13 protein-coding genes are annotated in these 18,094 nt (G+C 39.3%); 9 read left to right on the top strand and 4 right to left on the bottom strand.

Annotated features, from left to right (window positions below; genetic code table 11):
• The first annotated feature begins 99 nt into the window (after nt 1-99).
• The 8 genes from proQ (at nt 100) to CFY87_RS01030 (ending at nt 8,627) form a co-directional block, all read left to right on the top strand.
• Nucleotides 100-729 (top strand): RNA chaperone ProQ, encoded by a 630-nt coding sequence (proQ, locus tag CFY87_RS01065; protein WP_094945460.1) that lies wholly within the window; start codon nt 100-102, stop codon nt 727-729.
• 92 nt (nt 730-821) lie between these two features.
• Nucleotides 822-2,861, top strand: a complete 2,040-nt coding sequence (prc, locus tag CFY87_RS01060; RefSeq protein ID WP_094945459.1) for a carboxy terminal-processing peptidase — start codon at nt 822-824, stop codon at nt 2,859-2,861.
• 65 nt (nt 2,862-2,926) lie between these two features.
• Complete coding sequence (locus CFY87_RS01055; protein WP_094945458.1) at nt 2,927-4,402, top strand: L,D-transpeptidase family protein; 1,476 nt, start codon at nt 2,927-2,929, stop codon at nt 4,400-4,402.
• Between the two features lie 79 nt (nt 4,403-4,481).
• The gene (mepK, locus tag CFY87_RS01050; RefSeq protein ID WP_094945457.1) at nt 4,482-5,042 is read left to right on the top strand and encodes a peptidoglycan L,D-endopeptidase MepK; all 561 of its coding nucleotides are present in this window, start codon (nt 4,482-4,484) and stop codon (nt 5,040-5,042) included.
• A gap of 68 nt (nt 5,043-5,110) precedes the next feature.
• Nucleotides 5,111-5,752, top strand: a complete 642-nt coding sequence (locus CFY87_RS01045; protein WP_094945456.1) for an MBL fold metallo-hydrolase — start codon at nt 5,111-5,113, stop codon at nt 5,750-5,752.
• Between the two features lie 77 nt (nt 5,753-5,829).
• A complete protein-coding gene (locus CFY87_RS01040; protein ID WP_094945455.1) occupies nt 5,830-6,393 on the top strand; it encodes a hypothetical protein in 564 nt (187 codons plus the stop codon).
• A gap of 53 nt (nt 6,394-6,446) precedes the next feature.
• Nucleotides 6,447-7,496, top strand: a complete 1,050-nt coding sequence (locus tag CFY87_RS01035) for a hypothetical protein (protein WP_094945454.1) — start codon at nt 6,447-6,449, stop codon at nt 7,494-7,496.
• Between the two features lie 9 nt (nt 7,497-7,505).
• Nucleotides 7,506-8,627: an HlyD family secretion protein gene (locus CFY87_RS01030; protein WP_094945453.1), complete on the top strand. Its 1,122-nt coding sequence runs from the start codon at nt 7,506-7,508 to the stop codon at nt 8,625-8,627.
• A gap of 56 nt (nt 8,628-8,683) precedes the next feature.
• Here the strand turns inward: CFY87_RS01030 and CFY87_RS01025 are convergent, their stop codons facing one another.
• The 4 genes from CFY87_RS01025 to CFY87_RS01010 all read right to left on the bottom strand — a co-directional run bounded on the left by CFY87_RS01025 (nt 8,684) and on the right by CFY87_RS01010 (nt 14,469).
• Nucleotides 8,684-9,109, bottom strand: a complete 426-nt coding sequence (locus CFY87_RS01025; RefSeq protein WP_094945452.1) for a universal stress protein — start codon at nt 9,107-9,109, stop codon at nt 8,684-8,686.
• 68 nt (nt 9,110-9,177) lie between these two features.
• Complete coding sequence (locus CFY87_RS01020; RefSeq protein ID WP_094945451.1) at nt 9,178-11,811, bottom strand: TRAP transporter permease; 2,634 nt, start codon at nt 11,809-11,811, stop codon at nt 9,178-9,180.
• A gap of 98 nt (nt 11,812-11,909) precedes the next feature.
• On the bottom strand, nt 11,910-12,869 hold the full coding sequence (locus tag CFY87_RS01015; protein ID WP_094945450.1) for a TAXI family TRAP transporter solute-binding subunit: 960 nt from the start codon (nt 12,867-12,869) through the stop codon (nt 11,910-11,912).
• A 313-nt stretch (nt 12,870-13,182) separates the two neighbouring features.
• Nucleotides 13,183-14,469 (bottom strand): citrate synthase, encoded by a 1,287-nt coding sequence (locus CFY87_RS01010; RefSeq protein ID WP_094945449.1) that lies wholly within the window; start codon nt 14,467-14,469, stop codon nt 13,183-13,185.
• A gap of 809 nt (nt 14,470-15,278) precedes the next feature.
• On the opposite strand from CFY87_RS01010, the gene sucA reads away from it, so the two are divergent.
• Entirely contained in the window at nt 15,279-18,074 is a 2,796-nt protein-coding gene (gene sucA / locus CFY87_RS01000) for a 2-oxoglutarate dehydrogenase E1 component (RefSeq protein ID WP_094945447.1), read from the top strand.
• The last annotated feature ends 20 nt before the right edge of the window (nt 18,075-18,094 follow it).

Here is an 18,094-nt window from a genome sequence, read left to right as displayed (position 1 = left end):
TGTGTGTGTCGCCAATGAAAGAATTGTCATTTTTGTTGAAATTAAGATAAACTATTGCAAGTTTTTCTACTTTAAAATTGTTGTATACAGGACTCTCCCATGACCGATATTCAAAAATTAATAAATAATAAAGAAATTATTGCTTATTTAGCGGAAAAATTTCCTCGCTGTTTTTCTTTGGAAGGTGAAGCAAAACCGTTAAAAATCGGTTTATTTCAAGATTTAGCCGAAGCTTTAGCTGATGACGAACGCGTAAGCAAAACGCAACTTCGTCAAGCGTTGCGTCAATATACTTCCAATTGGCGATATTTGCACGGTTGCAAACCGGGGGCGGTACGCGTGGATTTAAATGGCGAGCCTTGCGGTGAATTAGCTCAAGAACACGCCGAACATGCTGCCAAACAATTGGCGGAAGCCAAAGCAAAAATAGCGGAAAAGCGTGCATTAGAAAAAGCCAACAAGCCGAAAGTAGCAAAAAAACGTTCGGTTGGAGGTGATGGTGCGACGAAAAAAGACGTGAAAAAATCTGCTCCGAAAGTGGCTTATAAGCCTAAAGTAGATTTGGTGAGTGCAGAGCCGAGTCATTTAGTGAAAGGAGATAAGGTGAAGGTAAAAGCTGGCGATCATGCGAAAAAAGCTACTATTTTAGAGATAACGAAAGAGAATGCTAGAGTTGAACTTGATAGCGGATTAATCATTACTGTTACGACGGATCGTTTGTTTTTATAATAAAATATTGGGTTATTTTAAGTTATAAAGTCAAGGTATAGCTATAATAGCTTTTGGCATTATCACCGGATATTTTGAATTAGGAAAGTTCCATGAAATTTAAATTAAAAGGCTATTTAACTGCGTTATTGTTAGGCGTGTCATTTGTCAGTTCCAATACCGCCTTATCCAGTGAACCTAAGATTAAACCTGCCGACATTGTGTTACCGCAGCCAACAGAGGAAAATATGTTGGCAACCAAAAGGTTAACAACACGTTTAACGCAATCTCATTATCGTAAGTTTCAATTGGATGAGGAGTTTTCAGAAAAAATCTTTGATCGTTATCTGAAAAATTTAGATTTTAGTCACAATACTTTTTATCAATCCGATGTTGATCAGATGCGTTCCAAATATGCGAAGAAGCTTGGTGAGCAGTTAAATCAAGGGATCTTGACTGCGGCGTTTGAAATGTACGATTTGATGATGAAGCGCCGTTATGAGCGTTATAAATATGCATTATCGTTATTGGATACCGAGCCCAATTTAAAGGAAAATGATAGTATTGAAATCGATCGTGAAAAGGCAGCTTGGCCAAAAAATGAGGTGGAAGCCAATGAGCTTTGGGCACAGCGCGTTAAAAATGATGTTATTAATTTAAAGCTGAAAGATAAAAAATGGTCAGAAATTAAAACGAAATTAACTAAACGTTATAATTTGGCGATTCGGCGTTTAACGCAAACTAAAGCGGATGACATTGTACAAGTTTATCTTAATGCGTTTACGCGCGAAATTGATCCTCATACCAGTTATTTAGCGCCAAGAACTGCAAAAAGTTTTAACGAAAGCATGAATTTATCCTTAGAGGGGATTGGGGCAACCTTACAATCGGAAGATGATGAAACGATTATTAAATCTTTAGTTCCCGGTGCCCCGGCAGATCGCAGTAAAAAAATTAAAGCGGGTGATAAAATTATTGGGGTCGGACAAGCGACCGGTGAAATTGAAGATGTAGTCGGTTGGCGCTTGGATGATATTGTTGACAAAATCAAAGGGAAAAAAGGGACAAAAGTGCGGTTGGAAATTGAGCCGGAAAAAGGTGGCAAATCGTATATTATTACCCTTGTTCGCGATAAAGTTCGTCTTGAAGATCAGGCAGCAAAATTAACCGTTGAAAAAGTAAACGGTGAAAATGTGGCGGTTATTAAAATCCCAAGTTTCTATCTTGGTTTAACAGAAGATGTGAAAAAATTATTGGAGGAAATTAAATCGAAAAAAGCCTCATCCGTGATTATTGATTTACGTGAAAACGGCGGTGGCGCTTTAACTGAAGCGGTTGGATTAAGCGGATTATTTATCAGTGATGGTCCGGTGGTACAAGTGCGTGATGCTTATCAGCGTATCCGTATTCACGAAGATCCTGACAGTGCGCAAGTTTATGCCGGTCCGTTGTTAGTGATGATCGATCGTTTTAGCGCTTCGGCATCAGAAATTTTTGCAGCGGCAATGCAAGATTATAATCGTGCGATTATTGTTGGGCAGAATACTTTCGGTAAAGGAACCGTGCAACAAAATAGATCGTTAAACTTTACTTTTGATTTGAATCAAACTCCGCTGGGCAATATTCAATATACCATTCAAAAGTTTTATCGTATCAATGGTGGAAGTACGCAATTGAAAGGGGTTGCACCGGATATTAAATTGCCCGAAGTCATTGATGCCAATGAGAACGGTGAAGATAAGGAAGATAATGCGTTACCTTGGGATAAAATTCCACCAGCTTCTTATTCTGAGGTAGGTAATGCGCGTGAAGCTGTGGCTTTCTTAATTGAAAAACATAATGAACGTGTGGCTAAAGATCCAGAGTTTATTGCGTTAAATGAAGATCTTCGTATTCGTGAAGACCGTCGTGCGCGTAAATATTTATCACTTAATTTTGCGACACGCAAAGCGGAAAATGATCAAGATGAAGCGAGATATTTAAAAGATATTAATGCGCGCTTTAAACGTGAAGGTAAAAAGCCATTGAAAAATATTGATGATTTACCGAAAGACTATGAAGCACCTGATTTTTTCTTAAAAGAGGTTGAAAAAATAGTAGTAGATTATGTTCTTTTTTTAACTAAAAAAGAGAATAATGTACCATCAAAATAGCAGATAGCAGTTTTTAGGTTGTAGATAAAGTGCGGTCGTTTTTGATTAATTTGGGGGAATGTGTCATGTTAAAGAATGTTTCTTTCAAATTAGTACATTTTGTATTGCTGGCGTCACTTGTTTACAGTACCAATGGAATATCAAAATCGGCACTACAACCAATATCCGAAAATCGAGCGCTCAATATACCTTTAACTAATGCGCAACTGGTCTTAGAGCAAAAAGCGATTGCAGCGCAGTTGAACGCTGTACGTAAGGCGGAGGAAAAGCAGCTTCAGCAGCGGTCAGAGCAGCGTTTAATGGATTTAATTGGAACGCAGGAATTGCAGTTTAAATCTGTGTTAGTCAATGTTTATGGGCAATCTGATTATGTTTTATTATGGGCAGATAAAGCAGCAGAAAAGGCTTTTCTAAGGGAATATGCCGCTATGGTTTCTAGTGGTATTTCTAAGCGTTCGGCAAAATCTTTAGAGGATCTTGGCAAGGCAGCACCAACCGGTGGGCTGGTATATGATATTTTATTGACAGATGCTTTTTTGGATTATCTGTATTACGCCAATAATGTGATGAATTCGGCACAAAAATGGTTATATTCAGTTAATGCTTATCAAGCATTGCCTCCAACTGGGGAGCAGATACAAAGTTGGCTAAGTGCGGTAAAAAAAGGTGAAAATTTAAAATTTGTGACCGCGCTTGTGCCTCAAAATATGCTTTATCAACAAACAACAGCGAAATTGTCTTCATTGCTTGCCAATGGTTCGACAGATAAAAAGACGATTTATAAATTAGCGGTTAATGCACAGCGCTTACGTATTATTCCAAGTTTTGATAACGGTATTTTCGTGAATATTCCCAGTTATCAATTAGAATATAGACGAGACGGTAAATTGGTTTTAACCTCTCGTGTTATTGTCGGAAGGAAGGATCGTAAAACTCCGGTAATGTATAGTCAGTTAAGCAATGTTGTGGTTAATCCTCCGTGGAACCCTACACCGCGTTTGATTAATGAGGATTTGGTGCCTAAGATTAAGCCGGATCCGAGTTATGTAACACGTAACGGATATACAATTTTAGACAGTAAAGGGCGAGAAATTGATCCTTATTCTATTGATTGGGCAACAATAGGTAGCCGTTTTCCTTATCATATACGCCAAGCTCCGGGTGATAGCGTATTGGGTAATTATAAATTTAATATGCCAAGTTCCGATGCGATTTATTTACACGACACGCCAAATCATGCATTGTTTGGGCGTAAAAACAGAGCATTGAGTTCCGGTTGTATTCGTGTCAATAGAGCAGATGTGCTGGCTTCTATTTTATTGAAGGAAGCGGGCTGGACGGAAAGTAAAAAACAACAGGTATTGAAAAGTAAAAAAACCGTTTGGGCAGATGTTCGTTCCGATAATCCAGTTTATTTGTATTATGTTACCGCTTGGGTAGATAACGGTAAAGTACAAACTCTGCCGGATATTTATGGTTATGATACTTTGTCGGAGATCACTTATATTAATTGGGATACAGTGAATTATTATTTAAATTAATCAGGTAATAACTTATGGTATTTATCGTGGCTTGTTTGAGCAACAGCAATATATTGTAATTTTTAAGGGTAAATAGGTAATGAATAAAGTAAGTCACGGTCGTCGTCGATGGTTATCTTTAGGTGGTGCAGTATTGGGGATGTCCTTATTACCTAATCATTTGTTAGCGTTGGTATCTACGTCCAGACCACGTATGTTGAGTTTTAGAAATATCAACACGGGAGATAAGCTCACGGCGGAATTCCGTGTCGGACGAGGATTTTCTTCAACTGTATTGGAAAAGATGAATCATTTGATGCGGGATAGACGGAATAATCAGGTGTATAAAATGGATCCTAAGTTATTTACTAAGTTTTATGCTATTCAAAATGCCTTAGGATTACATACGGTAGAAATTCAAGTAATTAGCGGTTATCGCTCTCCAGTGAGCAATGCTGCTATGCGTCGTCAAAGCCATGGAGTTGCTCGTAATAGTTATCATATGCGTGGACAAGCGGTAGATTTTCGTATTAATGGTGTGGCGTTAAGTAAAGTGAAGCAAGTTGCAGAACATCTGAATAATGGTGGCGTGGGCTATTATCCGCACAGTAATTTCGTGCATATTGATACTGGTCCTGTGCGAACTTGGCGCGGTAGTTGATGATAAAACTTTAAATAAAATGACCGCACTTGCTGCGGTTTCTTTATTTATAAAAAGAGGACAGTAAAATGAATATAGAAATTATTCCAGTGACGGCATTTCAACAAAATTGCTCGTTGATTTGGGATAAAGAAAAAAATGCCGCTGTTATTGATCCCGGCGGAGACAGTGATAAATTAATTAAACGTATTGAAGCATTGGGGCTTAATTTAAAATTAATTTTATTAACTCATGGTCATTTGGATCATGTGGGGGCAGCGGTTAAACTTAAATCACATTTTAATGTAGAAGTCTGGGGACCTCATCAAGCTGATGAATATTGGTTGAAGGGATTAGCTGAGCAATCACAAAAATTCGGTATTTTATTTGAGATTGAGGCGTTTTCACCGGATCGTTGGTTGAACGAGGATGGCGAGAACATTAAAATTGGTGATTTATCTTTTGAGGTGCTACACTTACCGGGACATACTCCTGGGCATATTGGGTTAATTGAGCACGAGAAAAATATTGCTTTTACTGGAGATGTCTTATTTCAGAACAGTATCGGCAGAACTGATTTTCCCGGTGGAGATTATCAAACCTTAATTCACTCAATCTGCGATAAGTTATTGGTACTTAACCAGGATATGGTGATCATACCGGGGCATGGAGCCTGTACTACGATTGGGCAAGAAAAAGAAAACAATCCGTTTTTAGTGCGCAGTTTATAAATTTTATTTGATGAATAAATTGGCAGTTTGCGACGATTGCTTTTATGAGCACCTTTGAGTTGTAATATGGAAAGACTATGGCATTGTTAGAATCAAATGGCTATATTTTTAAACCACATGAAATGCCATTTATGGCGGGTTCGCCGGCATCACCGGTGCATAACCGCTCACGTCGTATTCGGTATATGTTGATCGGGCTGCTGCTATCCTTGAATGCCGGATTACAAAACGGGTTATTGCTTGCTTATTTACCTCAATTACGTGGCGAATTGGGATTGACTATGGAGCAAGGTGGATGGATCCAAGTCAGTTATTATATGACATATGCTTGTATGAGCATTATGTATTTTAAAATTCGTCAATCTTTCGGTATTTCGCGTTTTGTAAAACTTTCTCTATCTTTGTTGTTGATTAGTAATTTATTGCAAATAGGAATTAATCATTATTCTATTGAATTGATTTCCAGAGCTATATCCGGAATGGGATCCAGTGGTATGATGGTGACATCTATTTTGTATTTTACACAAGGATTAACGGGTAAATCAAAGATAATTGGAATAGTATTGGGCGGGGGATTAATGCAGTTGGGTATTCCTCTTGCTAGAGTGTTGATGCCTTCCTGTTTGCTGATGGCGAGATAACGCATATCTTGATTTTCCAAAGTGTAATAACATTACTTTGTATCGGCAGTGTAATGGCATTACCTCTTCCTCCGGGATTGATTTCGCGTAATTTGAATAAAAATGATTTAGTGAGTTTTTCCTTATTTGCGGGTGGAATTGCTTTATTATGCAGTTTTTTAGTGCAAGGGCGTATTATTTGGTGGACATCGGAAAATTGGTTAGGTTGGATATTAGCAATAAGCATGGTAATGGTTAGTTTGGCACTTTGGTTAGAATCAAAACGTTCTAACCCTATGCTTGATTGGTATTGGATTGCTCGACCACAAATTTTGATGTTTGGCTTTTTGGGGGCGTTTACTCGGGTTTTAACTTCAGAGCAGACCGTTGGTGCGGCAGGTTTGATGGAAACACTGGGCATGCAAAACGAACAAATGACAACACTTTACTTAATTGTCATTTTGGCATCCTCGTTAGGGATTATTGCCAGTATTCTTACGCTAAAGATGACTGATTTACGACGTTCGATATCTATTGCGTTATTTGGCATTGCGGTTGGTGCTTTTATGGATACACATATTGGCGTGCAAACGCGACCGGAGCAAATTTATTTTAGTCAAGCAATTATTGCTTTTTCTACACTTTATTTTTTAGGTCCAATGATGATTGAGGGAATGATTCGGGCATTGTCGACAAGCCCATTGCATATTATGAGTTATTCAGCGGTCTTCGGCGTATCACAAATCGTTGGCGGATTAGGGGGTGCGGCTATTTTTAGTGCCTTTATTACGTATCGAACCAACATTTATTTAGCCGATATAACACAATATTTCAGCTTTACTTATCCTATTTTCAATGCGTCATTCAGTCAGATAACCAATCAATTTTTATACAGCGGTATGAATACACAAAGTGTAACGAATTTTGCATTACAAGATCTTATTGCTCAATCCGCTAAAGAAGCAACAGTACATGCGTATAATGATTTATTTATGTTAATAGGGATTGGCGCAACCGTTGGGTTTGTTTATACCTCCGTGAATCGATTATATTTTCATTTGACGGAAAAGATTTTTTTAGGTAAAGAATTAGCTGCATTAGCGAATGTAAGAAATAAAAAATAAGAGAAAATTATGGAAAAACAAACGATATCTTCTTCACAACCTGCGCAAAATAACACGGATCAAAAATCGCAACAACCTACTTCACAACCGGAAAGATGGTCGCCTAAAAAACATCATCTTAGCATGGTAATTTTTATTGTTACTGTGCTTTTGGGATTATCTACCGTCTTTTATATTTGGCGTTTACCTCCTTTTTCGTTAAATTCTGTTTATACCAATAACGCTTATGTTAGAGGGCAAATTACTTTAATCAGCCCTAAAGTTTCAGGATATATAAAAGCAGTTCCCGTACAGGATTTTGAGCCGGTAAAAAAAGAGCAGACATTAGTTATTATTGATCCTGAAACCTACTTGGCTAAGGTCGCGCAGGCAGAAGCAAATTTGAAGGCGCAGCAGGCGGCATTGGAGCGAATTCCGCAAACACGTGTTACAGCCGAAGCGACATTGAGTTTGCGTCGAGCAGCAATTGATAGTGCAAAAGCACAATTTAATTTAGCAGCGATTGAGCAAAAACGAGTCAGTACGTTATACAACACTAAATCCATTTCAAAACGGGAATTGGATCAAGCGAATAATAATTATAAACAGGCTAATTTGGCGTTATTACAAGCAAAAGAACAGTTTCATATTGCCCAACAAGATCTGTTAAATGTTGATATTACAGAAAAAAAACTGATTGCAGCGGTCGATAATGCAAAAGCTGCATTAGTTTTAGCACAGCAAGATCTTAAGCATACGGTAATTTCTGCACCGGAAAATGGGCGTTTAAGCCAAGTGAGTGTAAGAGTTGGGCAATATGTATCAGTAGGCGCACAGTTGCTATACTTAGTTTCTAATCGTAATTGGATTATTGCAAATTTTCGAGAGGCGGATACCGAACGAATTTGTTTAGGGCAAAAAGTGTCTATTTTTGTTGATGCGTTAGGTGGTAAAAAATTTATTGGGCGGGTAACGGATATTTCGCCGGCAACCGCTTCCGAATTTAGTTTGATTAAAGCAGATAGCGGCACGGGAAACTTTGTGAAAATTGCACAACGCATTCCGATAAAAATCGAATTTGATCCAAATCAGGAAGAATTGGAACGTATTATTCCGGGGATGTCAGTTGAAGTGGAAATTGATGTGAATTAACAACTAAACTGATAAAGTGCAGTGAAAAAAGCAAAATTTTCACCGCACTTTTTGCTTTATTTTAAAATTAAAATTGGTTTAGTACTATTACGTGCCACTTTAACCGTATTGCTGCTCAACCCTTTGGCATTCGGTTTACTGCTCGCCAACATAATGATCAAATCTACCGCTTTTTCATCTGCGATACGATTAATTTCTTCATAAATTGTACCATGAGCAACGATATGTTGTACTTTTGCCTCTGCCGGAAAATGGGTTCGCGTAAAATGATGCAGCGCTTTATTGGCTTCTTCAATCACCGATTTATCGAAGTTTTTCGGTAAAAAGGCAGAAATAAAGCTATCATCCACCGGTTCGATAATCGATACAACACGATAAATCGCATCTGGATTGCGATTGGTTAGATTAAGCGCGGTGTCTACAACAAATTTAGCGCTATCGAGATGATTGAGATCAATGGCGATTAAGAGTTTTTTATACATAAATAATCCTTTTTTTCGGTATAAACGAGGCTATCTGTTGGATAGCCTCTTACGATATTAGCGTTGTTCTACTTTTTTGCCCTGCGACGTTGGTTCCAACCGGTAGCAAAAATGATGCATAATCCCGGGATAAACATCCATTCTTTCGGCAAAGATTCCAATGGTAAAGCAACTTCTAATAAGGTTTGATCCCAGTTTAAGCCGGCTTTCGCTGCCGGAGAATCAATTTCTACCATATCAATAATCACTTTATGTGTTTCGTTACCGTCAACTTCAATTTTATCTCCCGTATCTAACAAGGTTAATCCTAAGTTTTTCAAGCGATCTTCGCCGCTATTACCGTTCGGAACGGTTAATTGGGAATAAAATTCCACTTCTTTACCATATTGGTTGACGCCGGAAACTTTAAGCATAATATTTTTGCCGACAGGCGTTTCACTTAACGCTTCGGTTATATGCGTTGGCTCAATATGGCGTGATGTTGGTGAAACATATTCCATAAAAAAGCCTGGACGGAAAATGATAAAAGCACCAAGTACCAAAAGTGCGGTCTCCCACCATTTATTTTTGATAAACAGATGGTTCATGGTGGCGGCGGTAAAGGCTAATATACCGATAGTTGAAACGACAGCGACCAGCGTTCCTTTTGCCCAACCGACATCAATCAGCAATAAATCCGTATTAAAGATAAATAAGAATGGCAAAATTGCCGTTCTTAAACTATAGAAGAAAGCAACTATACCGGTCTTGATCGGGTTACCGCCAGATACCGCTGCAGCGGCAAAGGAAGCCAAACCGACAGGTGGGGTAACGTCTGCCATAATACCGAAATAGAAGACGAATAAATGTACCGCAATCAGCGGAGCGATTAATCCGTTTTGTTTGCCGACTTCGACGATAACCAATGCCATTAAGGAGGAAACCACAATATAGTTAGCAGTTGTCGGCAAGCCCATGCCTAAAATCAAGCTGAAAATGGCTACCAAGATTAACATTAATAAAATGTTACCCATAGAGAGCATTTCGATAATACCGGAAAGTTGTACACCAAAGCCGGTAAGCGAAACCACACCGACGATAATCCCTGCGGTGGCTGTTGCAATCCCGATACCGATCATATTTCTAGCACCGGCTTCTAATCCGTCCACTAGGTTTTTCACTCCGTCAGTGAAATCTTGTTTGCTAATAGGTTGTTTGCGGAACAGATTTAAAAGCGGACGTTGTGTAATTAAAATGACCGCGAGGGCAACGGTTCCCCAGAATGCGGAAAGTCCTGGAGAAAGCATTTCTACCATCAAACACCAAATTAAAATGACAACCGGAATTAAGAAATGTAAACCGGCGTTGACGGTTGGTTTTGCTGATGGCAATTTGACTACCGGAGCATTTGGATCATCAATTTCAAGATCCGGGAATTTGGCAACGCGATAGATTAATAGCAAATAAATAAGTGCTAATAATGCACAAACAATGACAAATGCATAATCCGGTGCGACGACTTTTATCCAGCCTAAAGAGAAATTTACCGCGATCACTAAACCAATGACCACTAAAATAGTGGTAACAATTCTTAATAAGGTCACTAACAGCGGATTTGGCGAATCAGTTCTCGGTAAACCGTGTAAGTTTAATTTTAAAGCTTCTAAATGTACAATATACACTAAAGCGATATACGAAATTAGTGCCGGTAAAGCCGCATGCACGATTAATTGGCTGTATGGCATATTGACATATTCAATCATTAAGAATGCCGCCGCTCCCATGACCGGAGGCATAATTTGCCCGTTTACCGAAGAGGCTACCTCAACCGCTCCCGCTTTTTCTGCGGAAAAACCTACGCGTTTCATCATGGGGATGGTAAAGGTGCCGGTGGTAACCACATTGGCGATCGAGGATCCGGAAATTAACCCCGTTAATCCGGACGAAACAACAGCGGCTTTTGCCGGACCGCCACGTAAATGCCCTAAGTAAGCAAAGGCGGTTTTAATAAAGTAGTTACCAGCACCGGCTTTATCTAATAATGCGCCGAAAAGTACGAATAAGAAGACATATTTGGTGGACACGCCAAGGGCGACGCCAAAGACTCCTTCGGTGGTGACCCATTGTTGATTGATAATTTGCGATAAGGAGCCGGAACGGTGGCTGATGATCCAGTTTGTCGGTAAGTATTGTCCAAAGTAGTTATATAATAAAAATACAGTGGCAATAATGACCAAAGGTAAACCAAGGCTACGTCGGCAGGCTTCGAGTAATAGGATAATTCCTAAACAGCCGGCGATAATATCTTGCATATTTGGTGCACCGAAACGGGTAACTAAGCCTTCATAGAAGAAAATATAATAGGCTCCTAAAAATGCACCCAAGGTGGCAAATAGCCAATCTTGATAAGGTACGCGGTGTTTCGGTGAACTGGTAAATGCGGGGAAAGATAAATAGGCAAGAAATAAAGCAAATGCCAAGTGAATAGAACGCGCTTTGGTATCGTCAATGACGACATTTAAATCCCATCCCCAGCTACGAATGACTTCTTGTAACCAAAATGAGAAAGGGGAGGTGTAATACAATTGAAATAAAGACCACAAAATAGCAGTGATGATGATCAAGTTTTTGGTAAATCCTGCCGGATTACGACCGCCCGAATCGTTAGAGGCGACCATATCCTGAAGATCATCATATCCTATAGCTTCCGATTTTACAGACATAAAATCTCCTAAATAACAGTAAACGTGATTATGATATTATTTTTATTAAACGGAAAAAGGCAGAACACTTAAGTCTGCCTCTTTTTTATCCGTAAGGATTACAGCCAACCACGTTCTTTATAGTAACGAATGGCACCTTCGTGTAATGGTGCGGAAAGTGCATTTTTAATCATTTCATCTTCTTTTAAGTTTTCAAATGCCGGGTGTAAGCGTTTGAAACGATCAAAATTATCAAAAACTGCTTTGACTACTGCGTAAACACGATCGGCATCAACATCAGCAGATGTCACTAAAGTGGCATAAACTCCGAAAGTCTCAACAGGGTTATCGGTACCTTTATATAAACCGCTTGGAATCGTTGCTTTCGCATAGTATGGGTTATCTGCGACTAATTTATCAATTTCAGGGCCTGTAATCGGTACTAAGTGGGTATTACAAGAGGCAGCCGCTTCTTTTAACGCGCCATTTGGGTGACCAACGTTATAAGTAATCGCATCTAAGTTGTTATCACACATAACAGATGCCATTTCTGCCGGTTTTAATTCGGAAGCAACCTTAAATTCTTTATCTGTCCAGCCTTTCGCTGCAAGGATAACGTTCATTGTGGCACGAGTACCGGAACCCGGGTCGCCCACATTCACACGTTTGCCTTTTAAATCGTCAAAACTTTGAATATTCGCATCATCACGTACCATTAATGTGAATGGTTCCGGATGGATTGAGAAAACCGCACGTAATTTGTCGTTTTTCTTACCTTCAAAAGAGCTTGAACCGTTGTAAGCATGGTATTGCCAGTCAGATTGTGCAATTCCCATTTCCATTTGATGTGCGGCAATGGAATTTAAATTCGCAACAGACGCACCGGTTGAAGGTGCATTACATTTAATATTGGTTTTTGCGGTATCACGGTTTACTAATTGACAAATAGATTGACCTACCACGTAATAAACGCCGGTTTGACCGCCGGTACCGATCGTGACGAATTGATCTTCGGCCTGTACTGCAAAGGAAGTTGCTGCAATACCGGCGATAAGAGAAAGTTTAAACAGTTTTTTCATTATATAGCTCCTATAGATAGGTATTTATTGATGTTGTGTCTTTTACAATAAATAGACAATATGAAGATATACAGTAGAATTTATTTTTATGCAATCGTTTTCTTTTAAATTTGTGAGCTATTTAACAAAATTTTTACATGATACCCGTGAATAGTTATTTAAGAAATTATTTTGAATGTAAAAATAATTTTGCAAATTGGCGTTTAGAAGAAATAAATGGAAATATAATTGAGCACTAGAGAAAGGAAATAGGACATAAGAAAGCAAAAGTGCGGTCATTTTTGACCGCGCTTTTTAGGTATGCTGATAAAAATTAATCTTTATCCATGGCATCAAACGGGCGTTGTTTTTCACCACGATAAAGTTGGCGTGGACGCACAATTTTCATATTGCCCGGTTTGAACATTTCTTTCCAATGAGAGATCCAACCAACGGTTCTCGCTAAAGCAAAGATCACGGTAAACATAGATGTTGGAATACCGATTGCTTTAAGAATAATACCGGAATAGAAGTCCACATTTGGATAGAGTTTATGATCGATAAAGTATTGATCTTCAAGGGCAATACGTTCAAGCTCCATGGCTACTTCAAAGAGTGGATTTTGAATATTAAGCTCTTTAAGTACGCTATGGCAGGTTTTACGCATCACTTTAGCACGCGGATCATAGTTTTTGTATACGCGGTGACCAAAGCCCATCAAGCGGAACGGATCGTTTTTATCTTTAGCGCGAGCGATAAATTCAGGGATGCGATCGACGCTGCCTATTTCTTCTAACATATTGATACAGGCTTCGTTTGCACCGCCATGTGAAGGTCCCCATAATGAGGCGATACCGGCCGCAATACAAGCAAATGGGTTAGCACCGGAGGAGGCAGCTGTACGAACAGTGGAAGTTGAAGCATTTTGTTCATGGTCGGCATGAAGTGTGAAGATAATATCCATTGCGCGTTCTAATACCGGATTGACGACATAGGGTTCACACGGAGTGGCAAACATCATGTGTAAGAAGTTACCCGCATAAGAAAGATGATTTTGTGGGTACATAAACGGTTGGCCCATTGAATATTTATAACACATTGCCGCCAAGGTTGGCATTTTAGCTAACAGGCGAATGGCAGTAATTTCACGGTGAGTGATATTGTTAATATCTAAAGAATCGTGATAGAACGCTGCTAATGCACCACTTACCCCGCACATAATTGCCATTGGATGAGAGTCTCGACGAAAACCGTGGAAGAATCGTGCAATTTGTTCATGGACAAGAGAGTGCCGAGTGACTAGTTGACGGAATTTTTGGTATTCTTCTTTGCTGGGACGCTCGCCGAATAAGAGCAGGTAAGAAACCTCAAGATAGTCGGCATTTTCAGCTAAATCCGCGATTGGATAACCCCGATGTAACAAAACACCGTTATCACCGTCAATGTATGTGATTTCTGATACACAAGATGCGGTTGACATAAATCCGGGGTCAAAAGTGAAAAGTTTATTTTTCACTAAGGATTGTACATCTACAGCATCATAACCTAGGGTACCCTTGTGTACAGGGAGTTCCAGTTCGCGTCCATCAGATAATGTTAATTTTGCAGTTAATTCAGGCATAGATATTCCTCTCTTGTTTTAGTGTTGTGTTTATAAGTTATACTCCAATATAACCTGTTAGTCGTGGGTAGGCAAGGCACACAGGGGGATAGGTTTTTTTTTTTTTTTTTAAATTTTTATTTGTAAAAAATGTTAATTTTTAAAAATGTGATCAAGATCAGAAAAATGACAAAATGTTAATATGGTGTTAAACAATAAACTTGATTAAATAGGTAATTTGTTTTCTAATTAGAGAAAATAGTTTGAGTAAAAATTAATGCATTTTGGGATTATCCGAATGCTTAGACTGTGTGACAACAGCAAGTTAATTTTTTATCAAACTTCGCTTCAAAGGAGAGAATAATGCGTATTGATGCTGTTGTTTATTTTAAATACAGTCTTGATCTTAATTCCCATGTTATCCGCGCAGATGGTAATAAAATTTATAGCCATTTATGTAGCTATATTTTCCAATGCTTCTTTTCTGCTGTTTATATTCTTATTAACCAACGTAGTAATTTGATGAATAATAATTCGAAAAAGTGTAAATGCTTTTTGGAAAGAGCGTTGATTAAGCAATGGACAGTGAATGCGAGATATAACGAGATATAATCCGGGGAGATTAAATTTTATTACAGCAGATTTCTTCTTGGTAACATATTTGATTTTATATTGTTACGGAGCTGGAGCAAATGAGACAGTAAAGTAATCCGATTAACGTTGTCCTTGAATTCAGTTCAAAACGGTAAATAAAGCGGTTCGTATGTAGCAATATACGGATTTTAGTAATTAGACCTTAACTATCTATCAAACCCAATTAGGTGGTCGCAATGCAAAAAAATACTCCTATCAGTGAATGGTTAGCCTCTAGTGCGCTAGGTGGAGCGAATCAAACTTACATAGAAGAACTTTACGAAGACTATCTTCGTGATCCTGATTCTGTCGACGAGAGTTGGCAACAAATTTTCAATTCTCTCCCGAAATCAACCGCACTTGAGCACCCACACTCCCAAGTGCGCGATTATTTTAAACGTTTAGCCCGCGATAACTCAAAAGTCGGTGCCGGCGTTATCGATCCGAATGTCAGCGCAAGATTGATTAATTTACTGCAATGGGTAAATGCACATAGAAATCGCGGCCATTTACATGCTGATTTGGATCCGTTGAAATTATGGCAACGGATGGAAGCACCGACGCTGGATTATAAATTTTATGGTTTTACTGATGATGATTTAGATGAAGTGTTTGATGTTGGCGGCTATGTTTACAACAAAGAGAAAATTAGTTTAAGAGAATTAGCCAAAGCCTTGAAAGAAACTTATTGCAGTACGATCGGGCTTGAATTTATGCACGTCAATGATTTAGAGGCACGTACCTGGTTGCAAAATAAAGTAGAAAATCTGCTAAATAAACCCTTGTTTAATAAAGAAGAGCAACTTTCTTTCTTACAGGAATTGACCGCTGCCGACGGTTTGGAGCGTTATTTAGGGGCTAAATTTCCGGGCGCAAAACGTTTTTCATTAGAGGGCAGTGATGCGTTCGTATTGTTGATGAAAGAAATTATTCGCCATGGCGGACGTCATGGAGTGAAAGAGATCGTAATGGGGATGGCACACCGCGGTCGTTTAAATATGTTGGTCAATGTGTTAGGTAAAAAACCGGCGGATTTATTTGATGAGTTTGCCGGAAAACATCATGGCAATGGTACGGGTGACGTAAAATACCACCAAGGTTTTTCCTCTGATTTTATGACGGAAAATGGTATTGTGCATTTAGCATTAGCATTTAATCCGTCGCATTTGGAAATTGTCAACCCAGTTGTTTTAGGGTCGGTGAGAGCAAGACAAACCCGCTTAAATGATACTGAACGTTCTCAAGTATTACCGATTACGGTACATGGGGACTCTGCGGTTGCAGGACAAGGGATTGTGCAAGAATCATTAAATATGTCGTCAACACGCGGTTACAGCGTGGGCGGAACCATTCGTATTGTGATTAATAACCAAATCGGATTTACCACATCTAATCCAAACGATACGCGCTCTACGGAATATTGTACCGACATTGCTAAAATGATTGAGGCTCCGGTTATTCATGTTAACGGGGATGATGCCGAAGCAGTGGCTTATGTGGCGAGAATGGCAGTGGAATTTCGTGAGAAATTTAAACGTGATATTTTTATTGATTTAGTTTCTTATCGTCGTCACGGGCATAATGAAGCTGATGAGCCTTCAGTCACTCAACCGTTAATGTATGAACGAATCAAACGCCATCCAACACCGCGTAAAGTTTATGCGGATCATTTAGTGAATACGCAAGTAATTAAAGATGAATATGCTACCGAGTTAGTGAATAAATATCGTGATGCGTTGGATAACGGAGACTGTGTGGTACCTCAATGGCGCGAAATGGATCGTGAAGCTACTGATTGGGCGAAATTCTTAACCCAAGAATGGTCGGATTACGATAGTACCTTTGAGGCGGAACGTTTTGACGGTTTGGCGAAAAAAGTTTGCGAGTATCCGGAAAATCACCACTTGCATTCAAGAGTGAAAAAAATCTATGATGATCGCTTAGCGATGGCGAATAGAGAAAAATTATTTGACTGGGGAATGGCGGAAACCATGGCGTATGCTACTTTGTTGGATGAGGGGCATCATATTCGTCTTTCAGGAGAGGATGCCGGCCGTGGAACTTTCTTCCACCGTCATTCCGTATTGCACAATCAGAAAGATGCAACGATTTATATTCCATTAACTCAATTGCACAGACAACAAGGTCGCTTTGAAGTCTGGGACTCTGTTTTATCGGAAGAGGGGGTGTTGGCATACGAATACGGTTATGCAACTACTACACCAAAAACACTGACGATTTGGGAGGCGCAATTTGGTGATTTTGCTAATGTGGCTCAAGTGGTGATTGACCAATTTATCAGTTCCGGAGAACAAAAATGGGGCAGAATGTGCGGATTGGTTATGTTATTACCGCATGGGTATGAGGGGCAAGGTCCAGAGCATTCTTCTGCACGTTTAGAACGTTATTTGCAACTTTGTGCGCAACAAAATATGCAAGTTTGCGTGCCTTCAACGCCGGCACAAATTTATCATTTATTGCGTCGTCAAATGTTGCGTCAAATCCGTCGTCCATTGATCGTGATCACGCCGAAATCATTGCTGCGTCACCCGTTAGCGGTTTCTTCCGCGGAGGAATTAATTAACGGAAAATATCAAAATGTGATTGGCGAAGTGGATACATTGGAGCCGAAAAAAGTAAGACGTGTCGTTTTATGTGCGGGTAAAGTTTATTATGACTTGCTTGAACAACGTCGTAAAAATGAACAAACGGATGTTGCTATTATTCGTATTGAGCAGTTGTACCCATATCCGCATGAGGAAATGAAAGATATTCTTGCGCCTTACAGCCATGTTACCGATTATGTGTGGTGCCAAGAAGAACCGCTAAACCAAGGTGCTTGGTATTGTAGCCAGCATAACTTTAGAAGTTCCTTACCGGAAAATGCGAAATTAAGTTATGTGGGGCGTCCGGCTTCGGCTTCTCCGGCAGTCGGTTATGCTGCTTTGCATAATGAGCAACAACGAGAATTAATTACACAAGCATTAGCTTAATGATTAAGGGGAAAAGTGCG

The organism is Actinobacillus seminis, from assembly GCF_002263215.1.
Lineage (GTDB): Bacteria > Pseudomonadota > Gammaproteobacteria > Enterobacterales > Pasteurellaceae > Actinobacillus_B > Actinobacillus_B seminis.
Note: the sequence above shows the minus strand (reverse complement) of the source record. Positions and strands in the feature narration are given on the sequence as shown.